A 14,696-nucleotide genomic window follows, 5' to 3' on the forward strand; every position below is an offset into this window, starting at 1 on the left:
TGACGTACGAAGTACGACGGGTTGAAGGTAGGAGGGGGCCTGTGTTTCGTCAATGCTTCTGACAAAGGAAGTTGAGGTTGCCGATCAGAGAGTTCAGACGGTGTACGTCTCGCCGACGCGTGCGGCGGCGGTGCGGCCGCCGAAGACGGAGGCGGCGCGCGCGGTGGCGTTCTCGGGGGTGAGGGTGGGCCCGACGTGGGTGATCAGCAACGTCCCCACGTCTCCCGCCCCGCGGGCGAAGGCCCCGGCCTCCTCCGGTGTCAGATGCACCGGGTCGACTTCGCCTTCGCAATGCGCGTCGACATCGGCCTCGCAGAGGAACAGGTCCGCCCCACCGGCGAGATGCAGCAGTCCGTCGCACGGACCGGTGTCCCCGGAGTACGCCAGGGCCCGTCCGCCGCTCTCGGCCCACAGGCCGTAGGCCTCGACGTCGTGCTCGACACCGCGGGCGGTGAGCGTCAGATCGCCGTGCCGGACGGAGTGCCCGTCGTACAGCGGCCGGAAGTCGAAGACGCCGCTCAGGAACCCGGTGTCCGGGCGCCCGAAGAACCCGGCGAGGCGTGGGGCGCAGTCGCGCGGCGCGTACACCGGGATCGGCGCGGGGAGGGTGAGCCCGCCGTACGCGAAGCCGTAGACGGCGGCCGTCAGGTCGGCGTAGTGGTCGGCGTGCAGATGCGAGATCCAGATCGCGCTCAGCCGCGTCGGATCCGTGTGCCGCTGCAACTCGGCGAAGGTCCCGGTCCCGGCGTCCACCCACACCTCGGCACCGCCTCCCTGCACCAGATGGCCGGAGCACGGAGTGTCCGGGCCGGGGTGCGGGGAGGCGGTGCCGAGGACGGTGAGGGTGAGAGACATGCGGGGAGCGTAGGTCCGGGTGCCTCGCACACGCCTCTGATTAAGGCCGCTCGATCAGGGCCGCTCGATCAAGGTCGTTCGATCAAGGCCGCCACCCCGGATTCCGTCCGCTCAGCCCGACGGCCCGGTCGAGCAGCGGGTCGCCGTCCGGCACGGGGACCACGGGACCGAAGATGCCACCGCCCCGGTCGTCCTCCTTGGCGGCCGCGAGCAGGAAGTCGTACGACACCTGGAGCGCGACGGGGTCCGGGTCGTACGGGAGGCCGGTGGAGCGGGCCAGGTCCCAGCCGTGGACGACCAGTTCGTCGACCGCGACCGCTCCGGCGACCTCGCCGGGCAGGTCGACGCCGCCCGCGCGGGTCATACCGGTCCAGGCGGACGGGTCGCGCCAGGCGTCGGCGAGTTCGTCGAGGACCTTCGGCAGCTCCTCGCGCCAGCCGGGGCCGATGTCCGGTACGGCGGCGGTGGGGGCGGTGTTCGTCGTGGGGCCGAGGTCCTTGCGGGCCGCGTCACGGAAGGCGACGCTCAGGCCCAGCAGGTGGCCCAGCAGATTGCGGACCGCCATGTCCGGACAGGGGGTCGGATCCGCCAGCTGCTCGTCCCGGACGGCCCGGGCGAGGTGCGCCAGGGTGCGGGTCTGGGGGCCGAGGTCGAAAGTCATGCGTGCTCCTCCGGGATGGGTGCCCTTCAGGAGGTAGACCGGCAGGCCTCCCAGAACTCATCGCCGTCTGTGGAAACGCATCTCCTTCTAGGGCACCTGCCCGATCCCCGCACCCCCTCCTTAGTCCCACGATCAGCAGGCATGGCACCCATCTGGACCGTCCTGCGCGACCGCGACGCCGGCCTCTACCTCGGCGCCGTCGTCGTCTCCGGCTTCGGCACCTCCGCGCTCTGGCTGGCCTCGGGCGTCTGGGTCAAGGACCTCACCGGCTCGGACGGCCTCGCCGCGCTGTGCCTGCTCGCCATGTGGGCGCCGACGCTGCTCGGTCCGCTCCTGGGCACCCTGGCCGACCGTGTGCGGCGCAAACCGCTGCTGATCGGCGCGAACCTGCTCCTGGCCGCCCTGCTGCCCACCCTCTTCACCGTCGACTCCGCCGACGGCCTCTGGCTTCTCTACACGGTCCTCTTCGTCTACGGCGCGGCAGGCGTCGTCCATGACGCGGCCGAGTCCGCCCTGGTCGCCGCCGCCGTCGACCCGTCGCTGCTCGGCGAGTTCAACGGGCTGCGGACGGCGATCACGGAGGGCATGAAACTCGTGGCCCCACTGGCGGGCGCGGGGCTCTACACCGCGTACGGCGGCCCGGCCGTCGCCCTCCTCGACGCCCTCACCTTCGTGCTGGCCACGGTACTGTACGCCGCCCTCCGCGTCCGGGAGAGCAGGCCGGGGCCGTCCCGGCGCACCCACGCCGCCGAGGCCGTCCGTCATCTGCGGGCCCACCCGCTCCTGCGCCCCCTCGTCCTGGCCGGCGGCACCACCATGCTCTTCGCCGGCCTGACCGGTGCGATGCTCTACGCCGTCATCGACGACCTCGGGCACTCCCCCGCGTACGCCGGTGTCCTCTACGCCGTCCAGGGCGCCGGTTCCGTGGTGGTCGGGCTGCTCTCGGGCCCCGCCCTGCGGCTTCTCGGCGCCCGCCGGTTCGCGGCGTACGGCATCGCCCTGACGGCCGTCGCGACGGCCGTCAGGGCCGTCCCGTCCGATCCGGTGGCCCTCGCGTGCAGCGCGGCGAGCGGGGTGGGGCTGCCCTGTGTGCTGATCGCCGCGCTCACCGCCGTACAGCGCGAGACACCGGACGCACTGCTGGGCCGCACGGTCGCCACGGCCAACACCCTGGTGTTCACACCGAACGTCCTCGGGCTGGCCGCGGGGGCGGTCCTGGTCGAACTGGTCGACCAGAAGCCGCTGTTGGTCGTCCTGGGCGGGCTGTGGCTGCTGACGGCGGTGCCGCTGGCTCAGAGGCCGGCGAGCGCCGCGCGCACCAGCTCCAGATCCCCGTCCGACGCCAACCCCGCGTGATAGAGCCGCATCTCCGTGGCGCCCAGCTCCCGCGCGCGTGCCGCGTCCGTCGCGAGCGTGCCGGGGCTGCCGCCCATCCCGGAGACCACGCCGAAGTTGGCGGCGATCACCGTGTCCGTCCGGCCCTGCTCGGCGAAGGGCGTCAGCAGGCCCGGTCCGCCCGCGCACGGCACGACCACGCCGTCCGCGACGGAGAGGATGTGCGCGGGGTCCACGCCGGGGTTCGCGCCGACGTGGTGCGTCACCGGGTCGGCGTGCAGCAGGATCTGGAAACCGTCGGGAGCCGTCGCGCGCACCGCGCCGACCGCCGCCTCCTGGAGCGTGCGGGCGGTTTCGTCGCGCCACGCACGCGTGGCCGCCGCCACCGAGGCACCGAGGAGCTTCTCGACACCGGCCCAGTCCGGGTCGTCCGGCGCCCCCTGCCACAGCGGCTCCAGCGCGTCCCGTACCGCGGCCGCCAGTTCGTCGGCGTCCAGGCCCTGGGCGCCGTAGCCCTCCCGGCAGACCGCGCAGAAGCAGAGCGCCATCAGATACATCCCGGCGTCCCCGAGGCCGACCCCGCCGGTCTTGTCGTGGGCGTGCAGATGCTGGAGGCCGTACCAGCCGAGGGACTCCAGTTCGGTGCCGCGCGCGCCCGGGCGCACCGCGGCCTCGGCGGCCAGGTCGACGAGGTACGCGCGCGTGGCGGGCTGGGCGATACAGGGGGCCCACGGGTAGCGGTCGCCGTAGGCGTTGACGACCGAGGTGTCCGGATGTTCCGCGCCCAGGCGGGAGTTGTGGGCGAGGACCACCCAGGTGTGCACCTCCAGACCGGCCTGCGTCAGCGCGGCGGCCGCCTCGCCGAACGCGTCGCCGGGCGCCCAGTCGCCGGCCGGGTACGGGCTCAACTCCCTTCCCTGCCAGCGGTCGTCGGTGGGGTAGAGCACGGACGCGTGCTCGGCGGTGACGATGCGGTGGCGCGGGTGGCGGGGCGTCAACGCGCGCGTGGAGTGGTACGCGGAGGCTAGCGTCACCTGCCGCACACCGAGGGAGGCGATGCGCGCGGCGGCCTCCGGGTCCCCGTTGACGTCCCAGGGGTAGACGAATGTCGACGCCTTCACTTGGTGTCCTCCTCCAGCAGCGCGTATCCACGCTCGATGATCTGAGCGAGCTGCTTCACATGATCCTCGGTCGGCTCGTGCAGCGGCGGCCGCACCTCCCCCACGTCGAGCCCGCGCAGCCGTACACCGGCCTTGACCAGGGCGACGGCGTAACCGCGGCCCTGGGCGCGCAGCTCGACGAACGGGCGGTAGAAGCCGTCCAGGAGGCGGTTGGCCGTCCGCGAGTCGCCCGACTCGAGCGCCCCGTGGAAGGCGAGGGCGATCTCGGGGGCGAAGCAGAACACGGCGGAGGAGTAGAGCGGGACGCCGACCGCGCGGTAGGCGAGCTGGGTCTGTTCGGCGGTCGGCAGGCCGTTGAAGTAGAGGAAGTCGCCGGGGACCTCGGTGCGGACGGCGCTGACGATCCGCTGGACGAGGTCGAGGTCGCCGAGCCCGTCCTTGAGGCCGACGATCCCTTCGGTGCGGGCCAGTTCGACGACGGTCGGCGGTGTGAACACGGCGTTGTCGCGCTGGTAGACGACGATGGGCAGCGCGGTGGCCGCCGCGATCTCCTTGTAGTGCCGCAGCAGGCCCTCCTGCCCGGCGATCACGAGGTACGGCGGCAGCGCGAGCAGTCCGTCCGCGCCGGCCGCCTCGGCCAGCTTCGCGTACCGCACGGCGAGCGCGGTGCCGTACCCGGCGCCCGCGACGACCGGCACACGTCCCGCCGTCTCCTCCACGGCCGCCCGCACGCACGCCTCGAACTCCTCGGGCGTCAGCGCGTGGAACTCCCCGGTGCCGCAGCACGCGAAGACGGCGGCGGCCCCGGCCTCCACCCCGCGGCGCACATGCGCGCGGTAGACGTCGAGGTCGACCGAGCCGTCGGGCGCATAGGCGGTGACGGGGAAGAACAGCGGCCCGCTGGGGATGCCGAGTCGGGTGGCGAGGTCGGCAGTCGTCACGGGCTCTCCCTAGAACGAGAAACAGAGGCGTGCGGGATTCTGATCAGAGTTTACATTTCTGAACATGCGTAGCACCACCCTTGACGAGGCGTGGCGATGATCCTTAACTTGTCCACGAATGTGAATACCGAGCAGTCTTACGGTCGTCGACCCAAGGAGAACCGAGGATGCCAGCGCCCCGCACCGTTCTGCTCACCGGCGCCGCCGGCGGGCTCGGCACCCTGATGCGGGACCTGCTTCCCGGGTACGGCTACGAGCTGCGCCTCCTCGACCTGCTCCCCGTCGAGGGCGAACCGGACGCGATCGTCGCGGACCTCGCCGACAAGGACGCCGTGCGCGAGGCCGTCCGGGGCGTCGACGCGATCATCCACCTCGCGGGCATCTCCCTGGAAGCCTCCTTCGACAAGATCCTCAGGGCGAACATCGAGGGCACCTACAACCTGTACGAGGCCGCCCGCGAGGAGGGCGTACCGAGGATCGTCTTCGCCTCCTCCAACCACGCGGTGGGCTTCACCCCCCGCCCCCAGGGCGACGCCCCCCTGATCCCGATCGACACCCCGCACCGCCCGGACACCTTCTACGGCCTGTCCAAGTCCTTCGGCGAGGACCTCGCCCAGCTCTACTGGGACAAGCACGCCCTGGAGACCGTGTCGGTGCGCATCGGCTCCTGTTTCCCCGAGCCCAGCAGCGTCCGCATGCTGTCGGTGTGGATGAGCCCGGCCGACGGCGCCCGCCTCTTCCACGCGGCCCTGACCGCCGAGGACGTCCAGCACACCGTCGTCTACGGCTCCTCCGCCAACACCCGCCTGTGGTGGGACCTCAGCACGGCCCGGGCGATCGGCTACGACCCCCAGGACGACTCCGAGCAGTACGCCGAGAAGATCATCGCCGAGCAGGGCGAGCTGGACCCGGAGAACATCGCCCACGCCCACCTCGGCGGCCACTTCGTGAGCGACCCGCCGATCTGGCCGTACTGACGGTCACAGAACGGACCGGCCCGCAGATCGATACGGGCATGACGGGCGCCGTGGACCGTGGCGCCGAGCGCCACGTCCAGGGGCGCGGGGAACTGCGCGACCAGCCACAACAAACCCGCAGCCGCCACACGGCAGCCGCCTCCGAGCTCATCGGCGCACCCTGCCCGAACGGGCACATCCGGTCAGCATCCCCCTCGTAACAGACCTGGTCACCACCCCGTCCCCGCTGTACAACTTCCTGCATACGGCCCGAACGGGCAGCACGACAGGAAGGCGGGTGACCGAATGACCAGAACCGCGGAGGAACGCCAGCGGGAAATCGTCCACGCCGCCCGCACCACCGGCGCCGTGGACGTCAACACACTCGCCACCCAGCTCGGCGTGGCAAAGGAAACCGTCCGCCGAGACCTCCGCGCCCTGGAGGACCACGGCCTGGTCCGCCGCACCCACGGCGGCGCCTACCCCGTGGAGAGCGCCGGCTTCGAGACGACGCTCGCCTTCCGCGCCACCAGCCACGTCCCCGAGAAACGCCGCATCGCCACCGCCGCGGCCGAACTGCTCGGGGACGCCGAGACGGTCTTCGTCGACGAGGGCTTCACCCCCCAGCTCATCGCCGAGGCCCTCCCCCGGGACCGCCCCCTGACCGTGGTCACCGCATCCCTCCCGGTCGCGGGCGCCCTCGCCGAGGCGGACGGCGTCTCGGTCCTGCTGCTCGGGGGCCGGGTCCGCTCCGGCACCCTGGCCACCGTCGACCACTGGACGACGAAGATGCTCGCCGGCTTCGTCCTCGACCTCGCCTACATCGGCGCCAACGGCATCTCCCGCGAACACGGCCTCACCACCCCCGACCCCGCGGTCAGCGAGGTCAAGGCACAGGCGATCCGGGCCGCGCGCCGCACGGTGTTCGCGGGTGTCCACACCAAGTTCGGGGCGGTCAGCTTCTGCCGGTTCGCGGAGATCGGCGCGCTGGAGACGATCGTCACGAGCACCCTGCTCCCCACGTCCGAGGCCCACCGCTACTCACTGCTCGGGCCTCAGGTCATCCGCGTCTGAAAAACCAACTCACCACTCAATGCGGCACGCCACACCTTGTCGTGCCCTTTATCTCCCCATAAGTCCAGGAGCGATCCATGCGAACCCAGAGCCGACGACGGCCACCGCGAGCCACGCTCGCCCTGGCCGCCGCAGGGACGCTGCTCACCCCGCTGCTCTCCGGCTGCTGGGTCGGAGCCGGCGGGGCGGGGGCGGGCGGCAACTCGATCAACGTCCTCATGGTCAACAACCCCCAGATGACCGAGTTGCAGAAACTCGCCCCCCGCTTCACCGAAGAGACCGGCATCAAGGTCAACTTCACCGTCCTGCCCGAGAACGACGTCCGCGACAAGATCAGCCAGGACTTCGCCAACCAGGCGGGCCAGTACGACGTGGCCACCCTCTCCAACTACGAGATCCCGATCTACGCCCGCAACGGCTGGCTGCACGAGATGGACTCCTACGTCGCCAAGGACCCGGCGTACGACGAGCAGGACGTCCTCAAGCCCATGCGCCAGTCCCTGACCGGCGACGACGGCAAGCTCTACGGCCAGCCCTTCTACGGCGAGTCCTCCTTCCTGATGTACCGCAAGGACGTCTTCGCGAAGGCGGGCCTGACGATGCCGGCCCACCCCACCTGGACCCAGGTGGCCGACCTGGCCGCGAAGGTGGACGGCGCCGAGTCCGGCATGAAGGGCATCTGTCTGCGCGGACTGCCGGGCTGGGGCGAGGTGATGGCGCCTCTGACGACCGTCGTGAACACCTTCGGCGGCACCTGGTTCGACCAGAACTGGAAGGCCCGGCTCGACTCTCCCGAGTGGGAGAAGGCGACGAAGTTCTATGTCGACCTCGTACGCGAGCACGGTGAGTCGGGAGCGCCCCAGTCCGGCTTCGCCGAGTGCCTGAACAACATGACCCAGAGCAAGGTCGCCATGTGGTACGACGCCACGAGCGCCGCCGGTTCCCTGGAGGCGAACGACTCCCCCGTCAAGGGCAAGGTCGGCTACGCCCCCGCTCCCGTCGAGGAGACGAAGTCCTCCGGCTGGCTCTACACCTGGGCCTGGGGCATCCAGGACGCCTCCCGCAACCCCGACAAGGCCTGGAAGTTCGTGTCCTGGGCCTCCGGAAAGCAGTACGAACAGCTGGTCGGCGACCAGATCGGCTGGTCCAACGTCCCGGCCGGCAAGCGCGCGTCGACGTACACGAATCCGGCGTACGTCAAAGAGGCCGCCGCCTTCCAGGAGATGACCAAGGAGGCCATCGAGGGCGCGCAGCCCAATGACCCGGGGGTGCAGCCGCGCCCCGCGCCCGGCATCCAGTTCGTCGGCATCCCCGAGTTCACCGATCTCGGCACCAAGGTCTCCCAGGAGATCAGCGCGGCCATCGCCGGACGCCAGTCCGTCGAGTCGGCGCTGGAGAAGTCCCAGCGGCTCGCCGAGAAGATCTCCGAGGAGTACGAGGGACGATGACAGCGACAACGACGGCCCCCGTGGCCGCAACTCCCGTACGCGCCGCCCGCCCACCGTCGGCCCGGCTGCGCAACTGGGCCACCCGGGCCCCGCTCCTGCCCGCCCTGATCTTCATGATCGTGGTCACCCAGCTCCCGTTCGTGGCCACGCTGGTGATCTCGTTCTTCGACTGGAACGCCCTGTACCCGAAGGCCCGGCACTTCACGGGCATCGACAACTACCAGCAGGTCCTGACCGACGAGGCCCTGCGCCGCTCGGTGTGGACGACGGTCCTGTTGACGGTCGCCGTGGTGCTGGTCAGCCTGGTGCTCGGCCTGGCTCTGGCACTGCTCCTCGACCGGAATTTCCGGGGCCGTGGCGTGGTCCGCACCCTCCTCATCGCCCCCTTCCTGGTGGTCCCCGTGGCCGCGGCACTGCTCTGGAAGCATGTGCTCTACAACCCTGAATACGGTCTGCTCAATGGGTTGTTGCACTATGTGGGCGGCCCACAGCCCGACTGGATCTCCAACACCCCGCTGCTCGCCGTCGAAGCTTCTCTCGTCTGGCAGTGGACGCCGTTCATGATGCTGATCCTGCTGGCCGGCCTGCAGAGCCGCGACCAGCAGCAGATGGAGGCGGCGAAGGTCGACGGCGCCAGCCAGTGGCAGATGTTCCGCTACCTGACCCTCCCGCACCTGCGCCGCTACCTCGAACTCGGCGCCCTGCTGGGCTCGATCTACATCGTCCAGAACTTCGACGCGGTCTTCACCATCACGTCGGGCGGCCTCGGCACCGCCAACCTCCCCTACACCGTCTACCAGAGCTTCTACCAGGCCCACGAGAACGGCCTCGCCTCGGCCGCGGGCGTCCTGGTGGTCATCGGCTCGATCATCATCGCGACCTTCGCCCTGCGCGTGGTGTCGTCCCTGTTCCGTGAGGAGGCGGGTCGGGCATGAGTGCAATGACCGTACGCCGTAAGGGCGTTGGCCTGGGCCTGCTGGCCTGGCTGCTGGGGATCGTCTTCTTCCTCCCCATCGCGTGGATGGCCCTGACGTCCTTCCACTCGGAGACGGACGCGGCGACGAATCCCCCCTCCTTCGGAGCGGCCCTCACCCTGGACGGCTACCGCGAGTTCTTCGGCACGGGCGGCGGCGCGAGCCCCTGGCCCTCGCTGATCAACTCGACGGTGGCATCGCTGGCGTCGACGGCCTTCGTCCTGCTCCTGGCGCTCCCGGCGGCGTACGCGCTGTCGATCCGCCCGGTGAAGAAGTGGACGGACGTCCTGTTCTTCTTCCTGTCGACGAAGATGCTGCCGGTGGTGGCGGGTCTGCTGCCCATCTACCTGTTCGCCAAGAACACGGACATGCTCGACAACATCTGGCTGCTGGTCATCCTCTACACCTCCATGAACCTGCCGATCGCGGTGTGGATGATGCAGTCGTTCCTGGCCGAGGTGCCGGTGGCGATCATCGAGGCGGCCCGGGTGGACGGGGCGCGGCTCCCGACGATCCTGGCGCGCGTGGTGGCCCCGATCGCCCTCCCGGGAATCGCCGCCACAGCGCTGATCTGCTTCATCTTCAGCTGGAACGAGCTGCTGTTCGCGCGGGTCCTGACCGGCGTGGTGGCGGAGACCGCCCCCGTCTTCCTGACCGGCTTCATCACCAGCCAGGGCCTGTTCCTGGCGAAGGTATGCGCCGCGTCGCTCGTCATCTCCCTGCCGGTGCTCGCCGCGGGGTTCGCCGCCCAGGACAAGCTGGTCCAGGGTCTGTCGTTGGGAGCCGTGAAATGAAGGCCGCCGTCATCGAGTCCGTGGGCCGTGCCGTCGTCGCCGAGGTCCCGGACCCGACGCCGGGTCCGCGCGAGGTCGTCGTCGAGGTCGCCGCGTGCGGACTGTGCGGCACCGACCTGCACATCCTCCAGGGCGAGTTCGCGCCGAAGCTGCCGATCGTGCCGGGGCACGAGTTCGCGGGCGAGGTGGTGGGGGTCGGCCGGCAGGTGACGGAACTGTCGGTGGGCGACCGGGTGGCGGTGGACCCGTCCCTGTACTGCTACGAGTGCCGCTACTGCCGTACGGGCCACAACAACCTCTGTGAACGCTGGGCGGCGATCGGTGTGACCACGGCCGGCGGCGCGGCGCAGTACGCGGTGGCCCCGGTGGCGAACTGCGTACGGCTCCCCGAGCACGTCCGCACGCAGGACGCGGCCCTGGTGGAACCGCTGTCGTGCGCGGTACGCGGCTACGACGTCCTGCAGTCCCGGCTGGGCGCCCACGTCCTGATCTACGGCTCCGGAACCATGGGGCTGATGATGCTGGAGCTGGCAAAGCGGACGGGTGCGGCGAGTGTGGACGTGGTGGATCTGAACCCGTCCCGCCTGGAAACGGCCCGCCGACTGGGCGTCTCGTCCTCGGCGGCGAACGCGGACGAGCTCGAGCGCCCTCAGGGCTGGGACGTGGTCGTCGACGCGACGGGCAACGCGGCGGCGATCCAGGACGGGCTGGAGCGGGTGGCGAAGGCGGGCACGTTCCTCCAGTTCGGCGTGGCCGACTACGCGACGCGCGTGACGATCGACCCGTACCGCATCTACAACCAGGAGATCACCATCACGGGCTCGATGGCGGTCCTCCACAGCTTCGAACGGGCGGCGGAACTCTTCGCGAACGGCGTCCTCGACCCCGAGATCTTCATCAGCGACCGCATCCCCCTGGACCGGTATCCGGAGGCCCTGGACCAGTTCGCGGCGGGCGTGGGCAGGAAGATCGTGGTGGTGCCGTAGGGCTTTTCCTCGCCCCCGCTCCTCAAACGCCGGAGGGGCTGACCAACCAGCCCGTCCGGCGTTTGAGGGCGAGGCCCGTTCAGGGCCGAAGCGGGGGTCTGGGGGCGCAGCCCCCAGGGATGGGGACGGGTAGGGGCGGCGGGGGCGAAAACCGTTGGGGTCCGCCCCCACCGGCCCCCTACCATCCCCGCATGCCAAGACCCCAGGGATTCCACTACGAAGCCCACACCAACGGAACCGTCCACATCACCCACCACAACCGCCCCGCCACCACCCTCCACGGCCCAAGAGCCACCCAGTTCCTCGCCGAGGTCGAGTCGTCCTCCGACCCTCAGCTCGTCATGGCCCGCTGGACCGGAAACTACAAGCGCGGCAATGAACGCACCGCCCGCAACCACCCCAGAAACCGCCACTGAGCCGATCGGTCGCAGGTAAGGGAACGGTAAAGCGGGCTCGATCGTTCACCGGTCATGACAGCTATGACCCCCGGCTCGAACATCCCTCTCTCCACCGCGCGCGTGACGGTGGACGTCGCCGCCCCGGTGCGGCTCGACGTATCGGGCCTGCTGCTCACCGCCGACGGCAAGGTGCGCTCGGACGACGACTTCATCTTCTACAACCAGCCCAACGGCCCGGGCGTGACGTACCGCTCCGGCGGCGGCGCAGCCCCGGACGCGATCATCGTCGACACCGCCGCGCTGCCGCCCGGCATCGAGAAGATCGTCGTCACCGCCAGCCCGGACGCCGCCGGCCAGACCTTCCAGGGCGTCGAACCGACGGCGACGATCCGCAGCGCCGACGACAACGCCGTCCTGGCCACCTTCACACCCCCGCAGCTAGGTGCCGAGACCGCGCTGGTGGTCGTGGAGATCTACCTGCGCAACGGCGCGTGGAAGGCACGCGCGGTGGGCCAGGGCTACTCCAACGGCCTCGCCGGCATCGCCACCGACTTCGGCGTGAGCGTGGAGGAACCGGCCCCCGTGGCGCCGCCCCAGCCGGCCGCCCCCGTCACCCCCGTCGCCCCCGTCGCCCCGCCGCAGCCCACCATCCAGACCCCCGTCACCCCGCCCGCCCCGCCGATGACCACTCCGGCGACCCCGCCGCCGCCCGCACACGCGCCCGGCGCGGGGAAGATCAACCTCGACAAGGGCCGTGTCAGCCTCCAGAAGAACCAGACGGTGTCCCTCGTCAAGGGCGGCCGCCCCCTGCTCTCCTCGGTCAAGATGGGCCTCGGCTGGGAGCCGGCGTACCGCGGCAAGGACATCGACCTGGACGCCTCGGTCATCGCGTACGGCCCGCAGCGCAACCACGTCGACAGCTGCTACTTCGGCAAGCTCCAGATCGTGGGCGGCGCCATCCGCCACTCCGGCGACAACCTCACCGGCGAGGGCGGCGGCGACGACGAGGTCATCACCGTCGACCTCGGACGGCTGCCGCAGGAGGTCAGCGGGCTGGTCTTCACCGTCAACTCCTTCTCCGGGCAGAAGTTCACCGAGGTCGCCAAGGCCTACTGCCGGCTGCTGGACGCCACGACCGGCGAGGAACTCGTCCGCTTCGACCTCACCGGCGCCGAGGCCCAGACCGGTGTGATGATGGCCAAGCTGATCCGCCAGTTCTCCGGCGAGTGGGAGATGACGGCGATGGGCGACTTCGTGAAGTCCCGCACGGTGCGCGGAATGGTGAAGCCGGCCGCTCAGGCCCTGTAGCCGTCACGGGTCCGGCCGGCGTCCTCCCCCGGCCGGACCCGACCGCCGATCCGGTCCGCCGAAGCCCGTCGCAGTTCAGAAGAGCGCGCTGTAGGCGTTCAGCGCCGGCTGCCCGCCCAGGTGGGCGTACAGGACGGTGGAGTCCCGCCCGATCTCCCCGCGCTCCACGAGATCGACGAGGCCTGCCATGGACTTTCCCTCGTACACGGGGTCGGTGACCATCCCCTCGGTGCGGGCGGCGAGCCGCATCGCCGCGAGGGTGGCCTCGTCGGGGATGCCGTAGACGCCCGCGTGGTACCGGTCGTCCAGCTCGATGTCCGCTTCGGTCAACTCCCGCTTCACCCCGATGAGTTGCCCGGTGCCGTAGGCGATCCGGGCGATCTGCTCGCGCGTGGCTGCGGGCTTCGCGGACGCGTCGATGCCGAGCACCCGGCGCGGCCGCGCCCCCGCCTCCTCCAGGGCGGCGAACCCGGCGACCATCCCCGCCTGGGTGGACCCGGTCACCGAGCACACGACCACGGTGTCGAAGAAGACCCCCGATTCCCGTTCCTGCTCGGCGACTTCGTACGCCCACCCGGCGAAGCCGAGGCCGCCGAGCGGATGGTCGGAGGCGCCGGCGGGGATGGCGTACGGCTTGCCGCCCGACTCCTCGACCTCCCTGAGCGCCTGCTCCCAGCTCTCCTTGAACCCGATCCCGAACCCGGCCTTCACCAGCCGTACGTCGGCCCCGGCGAGCCGGCTGATCAGGATGTTGCCGACCTTGTCGTACACGGCGTCCGGCCAGTCCACCCAACTCTCCTGCACCAGCACGCACTTGAGCCCCGCACGGGCGGCACAGGCCGCGACCTGACGGGTGTGGTTGGACTGCACCCCACCGATCGAGACCAGCGTGTCGCAGCCCTGGGCGAGGGCGTCGGCGATCAGGTACTCCAGCTTGCGGGTCTTGTTCCCGCCGTACGCCACCCCGGAGTTGCAGTCCTCGCGCTTGGCCCAGATCGCCGCACCGCCGAGGTGAGCGGTGAGCCGTTCCAACCTGTGCACCGGCGACGGACCGAAGAGGAGCGGGTAACGGTCGTACGAGGAAAGGGACATGGGTCCTCCCGGGACGGGGTTCAGTCGCTGTCGGCGAGTTCGGCGAGGCCGCGCCAGATCTCGGCCGTGACCCGGACCGCCCCGTCCACGTCACCGGCCGCGCAGGCCTCGATGAGCCGCTCGTGCAGCCCGGCGGAACGGCAGGTGCCGCCCTCGCCGAAGCGCCGTCGCTCCAGCCGGCGGATGAGCGGGGTGTAGCGGGCGGCGGTGGCGGCCGCGGCGCGGTTGCCGCTGACACGGACGAGGACGTCGTGGAGTTCGTCGTCGGCCTGGAGCGCGGTGTCCACGTCGCCTGCGGCGACGGCCGCCGCGAACCTCTCGTTGGCCGTGCGCATCGTCTCGACGTCCGCGGCGAACAGCCGGGGCACGGCGACCCGGGTGACGAGTTCGTGCATGGCACCCACCACGGCCGCGGCGTCCCGCACCTCCCCGGCCATCAGCGGGGTCACCCGGGTATAGCTCTGCGGCTTGCTCTCCAGCAGCCCCTCGTCGACGAGCCGCGAGAACGCCTCCCGCACGGGCGCCCGGGACAGCCCGAGCCGTTCCGCGAGATCGGCGTCCCGCACCGCCGCGCCGGGTTCGAGCTCACCGGCGACGATGGCGTCCCGGATGGATTCGTAGGCGCGGTCCCTGAGCAAGGTGCGCGGTATGGCTTCCACAAACTGAAATGTTAGATGTCAATCCACGAGGCGGACAAGAGCACGGACAAGGGTGTGGCCCGCACTCCCCGTGAAAGTGCGGGCCACGCTTGTC

At 70.7% G+C, this 14,696-nt stretch carries 15 protein-coding genes; 9 read left to right on the forward strand and 6 right to left on the reverse strand.

The window, feature by feature from the left end:
* Positions 1-93 precede the first annotated feature (93 nt).
* Positions 94-855, reverse strand: a complete 762-nt coding sequence (locus OHU89_RS13435) for an MBL fold metallo-hydrolase (RefSeq protein ID WP_405642667.1) — start codon at positions 853-855, stop codon at positions 94-96.
* Between the two features lie 82 nt (positions 856-937).
* Positions 938-1,516, reverse strand: a complete 579-nt coding sequence (locus tag OHU89_RS13440; RefSeq protein ID WP_405642669.1) for a TIGR03086 family metal-binding protein — start codon at positions 1,514-1,516, stop codon at positions 938-940.
* A 141-nt stretch (positions 1,517-1,657) separates the two neighbouring features.
* Here OHU89_RS13440 and OHU89_RS13445 point away from each other — a divergent pair, with 141 nt between their 5' ends.
* On the forward strand, positions 1,658-2,872 hold the full coding sequence (locus OHU89_RS13445; protein WP_405642670.1) for an MFS transporter: 1,215 nt from the start codon (positions 1,658-1,660) through the stop codon (positions 2,870-2,872).
* Here the strand turns inward: OHU89_RS13445 and OHU89_RS13450 are convergent.
* Both OHU89_RS13450 and OHU89_RS13455 read right to left on the reverse strand, forming a co-directional pair.
* On the reverse strand, positions 2,809-3,972 hold the full coding sequence (locus OHU89_RS13450) for a hypothetical protein (RefSeq protein ID WP_405642671.1): 1,164 nt from the start codon (positions 3,970-3,972) through the stop codon (positions 2,809-2,811). The two genes, OHU89_RS13445 and OHU89_RS13450, sit on opposite strands and share 64 nt — an antisense overlap.
* Positions 3,969-4,913 (reverse strand): 5-dehydro-4-deoxyglucarate dehydratase, encoded by a 945-nt coding sequence (locus OHU89_RS13455; protein ID WP_266894089.1) that lies wholly within the window; start codon positions 4,911-4,913, stop codon positions 3,969-3,971. The genes OHU89_RS13450 and OHU89_RS13455 overlap by 4 nt, the downstream gene beginning before the upstream one ends.
* A gap of 167 nt (positions 4,914-5,080) precedes the next feature.
* Between OHU89_RS13455 and OHU89_RS13460 the strand changes: the two genes are divergently transcribed.
* The 8 genes from OHU89_RS13460 to OHU89_RS13495 all read left to right on the forward strand — a co-directional run bounded on the left by OHU89_RS13460 (position 5,081) and on the right by OHU89_RS13495 (position 12,851).
* A complete protein-coding gene (locus OHU89_RS13460; protein WP_405642672.1) occupies positions 5,081-5,890 on the forward strand; it encodes an NAD-dependent epimerase/dehydratase family protein in 810 nt (269 codons plus the stop codon).
* A gap of 285 nt (positions 5,891-6,175) precedes the next feature.
* Positions 6,176-6,943 (forward strand): DeoR/GlpR family DNA-binding transcription regulator, encoded by a 768-nt coding sequence (locus OHU89_RS13465; protein WP_361553966.1) that lies wholly within the window; start codon positions 6,176-6,178, stop codon positions 6,941-6,943.
* Between the two features lie 77 nt (positions 6,944-7,020).
* Positions 7,021-8,391: an ABC transporter substrate-binding protein gene (locus OHU89_RS13470; RefSeq protein ID WP_405642674.1), complete on the forward strand. Its 1,371-nt coding sequence runs from the start codon at positions 7,021-7,023 to the stop codon at positions 8,389-8,391.
* The gene (locus OHU89_RS13475; RefSeq protein ID WP_405642676.1) at positions 8,388-9,326 is read left to right on the forward strand and encodes a carbohydrate ABC transporter permease; all 939 of its coding nucleotides are present in this window, start codon (positions 8,388-8,390) and stop codon (positions 9,324-9,326) included. Before OHU89_RS13470 ends, OHU89_RS13475 begins: the two co-directional genes overlap by 4 nt.
* 5 nt (positions 9,327-9,331) lie before the next feature.
* On the forward strand, positions 9,332-10,159 hold the full coding sequence (locus OHU89_RS13480) for a carbohydrate ABC transporter permease (RefSeq protein ID WP_405654474.1): 828 nt from the start codon (positions 9,332-9,334) through the stop codon (positions 10,157-10,159).
* The gene (locus OHU89_RS13485) at positions 10,156-11,145 is read left to right on the forward strand and encodes a zinc-dependent alcohol dehydrogenase family protein (protein ID WP_266894082.1); all 990 of its coding nucleotides are present in this window, start codon (positions 10,156-10,158) and stop codon (positions 11,143-11,145) included. Before OHU89_RS13480 ends, OHU89_RS13485 begins: the two co-directional genes overlap by 4 nt.
* A 191-nt stretch (positions 11,146-11,336) precedes the next feature.
* A complete protein-coding gene (locus OHU89_RS13490; protein ID WP_405642678.1) occupies positions 11,337-11,561 on the forward strand; it encodes a hypothetical protein in 225 nt (74 codons plus the stop codon).
* Positions 11,562-11,624: 63 nt separating this feature from the next.
* Entirely contained in the window at positions 11,625-12,851 is a 1,227-nt protein-coding gene (locus OHU89_RS13495; protein ID WP_405654477.1) for a TerD family protein, read from the forward strand.
* Between the two features lie 75 nt (positions 12,852-12,926).
* Here OHU89_RS13495 and OHU89_RS13500 read toward each other — a convergent pair whose 3' ends face one another.
* Both OHU89_RS13500 and OHU89_RS13505 read right to left on the reverse strand, forming a co-directional pair.
* Complete coding sequence (locus OHU89_RS13500) at positions 12,927-13,943, reverse strand: 1-aminocyclopropane-1-carboxylate deaminase (RefSeq protein WP_405642680.1); 1,017 nt, start codon at positions 13,941-13,943, stop codon at positions 12,927-12,929.
* 20 nt (positions 13,944-13,963) lie between these two features.
* Positions 13,964-14,593, reverse strand: coding sequence for a GntR family transcriptional regulator (locus OHU89_RS13505; protein ID WP_405654480.1), 630 nt, complete (start codon positions 14,591-14,593; stop codon positions 13,964-13,966).
* Positions 14,594-14,696 lie beyond the last annotated feature (103 nt).

It is taken from the genome of Streptomyces sp. NBC_00019 (assembly GCF_045041015.1).
In the GTDB taxonomy this organism is placed as follows: domain Bacteria; phylum Actinomycetota; class Actinomycetes; order Streptomycetales; family Streptomycetaceae; genus Streptomyces.

Coding starts and splice junctions, on each gene's coding strand:
- OHU89_RS13440 (WP_405642669.1), bottom strand. CDS start 1,516: ATGACTTTCGACCTCGGCCCCCAGACCCGCACCCTGGCGCACCTCGCC.
- OHU89_RS13465 (WP_361553966.1), top strand. CDS start 6,176: ATGACCAGAACCGCGGAGGAACGCCAGCGGGAAATCGTCCACGCCGCC.
- OHU89_RS13485 (WP_266894082.1), top strand. CDS start 10,156: ATGAAGGCCGCCGTCATCGAGTCCGTGGGCCGTGCCGTCGTCGCCGAG.
- OHU89_RS13500 (WP_405642680.1), bottom strand. CDS start 13,943: ATGTCCCTTTCCTCGTACGACCGTTACCCGCTCCTCTTCGGTCCGTCG.
- OHU89_RS13495 (WP_405654477.1), top strand. CDS start 11,625: ATGACCCCCGGCTCGAACATCCCTCTCTCCACCGCGCGCGTGACGGTG.
- OHU89_RS13475 (WP_405642676.1), top strand. CDS start 8,388: ATGACAGCGACAACGACGGCCCCCGTGGCCGCAACTCCCGTACGCGCC.
- OHU89_RS13460 (WP_405642672.1), top strand. CDS start 5,081: ATGCCAGCGCCCCGCACCGTTCTGCTCACCGGCGCCGCCGGCGGGCTC.
- OHU89_RS13480 (WP_405654474.1), top strand. CDS start 9,332: ATGACCGTACGCCGTAAGGGCGTTGGCCTGGGCCTGCTGGCCTGGCTG.
- OHU89_RS13445 (WP_405642670.1), top strand. CDS start 1,658: ATGGCACCCATCTGGACCGTCCTGCGCGACCGCGACGCCGGCCTCTAC.
- OHU89_RS13490 (WP_405642678.1), top strand. CDS start 11,337: ATGCCAAGACCCCAGGGATTCCACTACGAAGCCCACACCAACGGAACC.
- OHU89_RS13470 (WP_405642674.1), top strand. CDS start 7,021: ATGCGAACCCAGAGCCGACGACGGCCACCGCGAGCCACGCTCGCCCTG.
- OHU89_RS13435 (WP_405642667.1), bottom strand. CDS start 855: ATGTCTCTCACCCTCACCGTCCTCGGCACCGCCTCCCCGCACCCCGGC.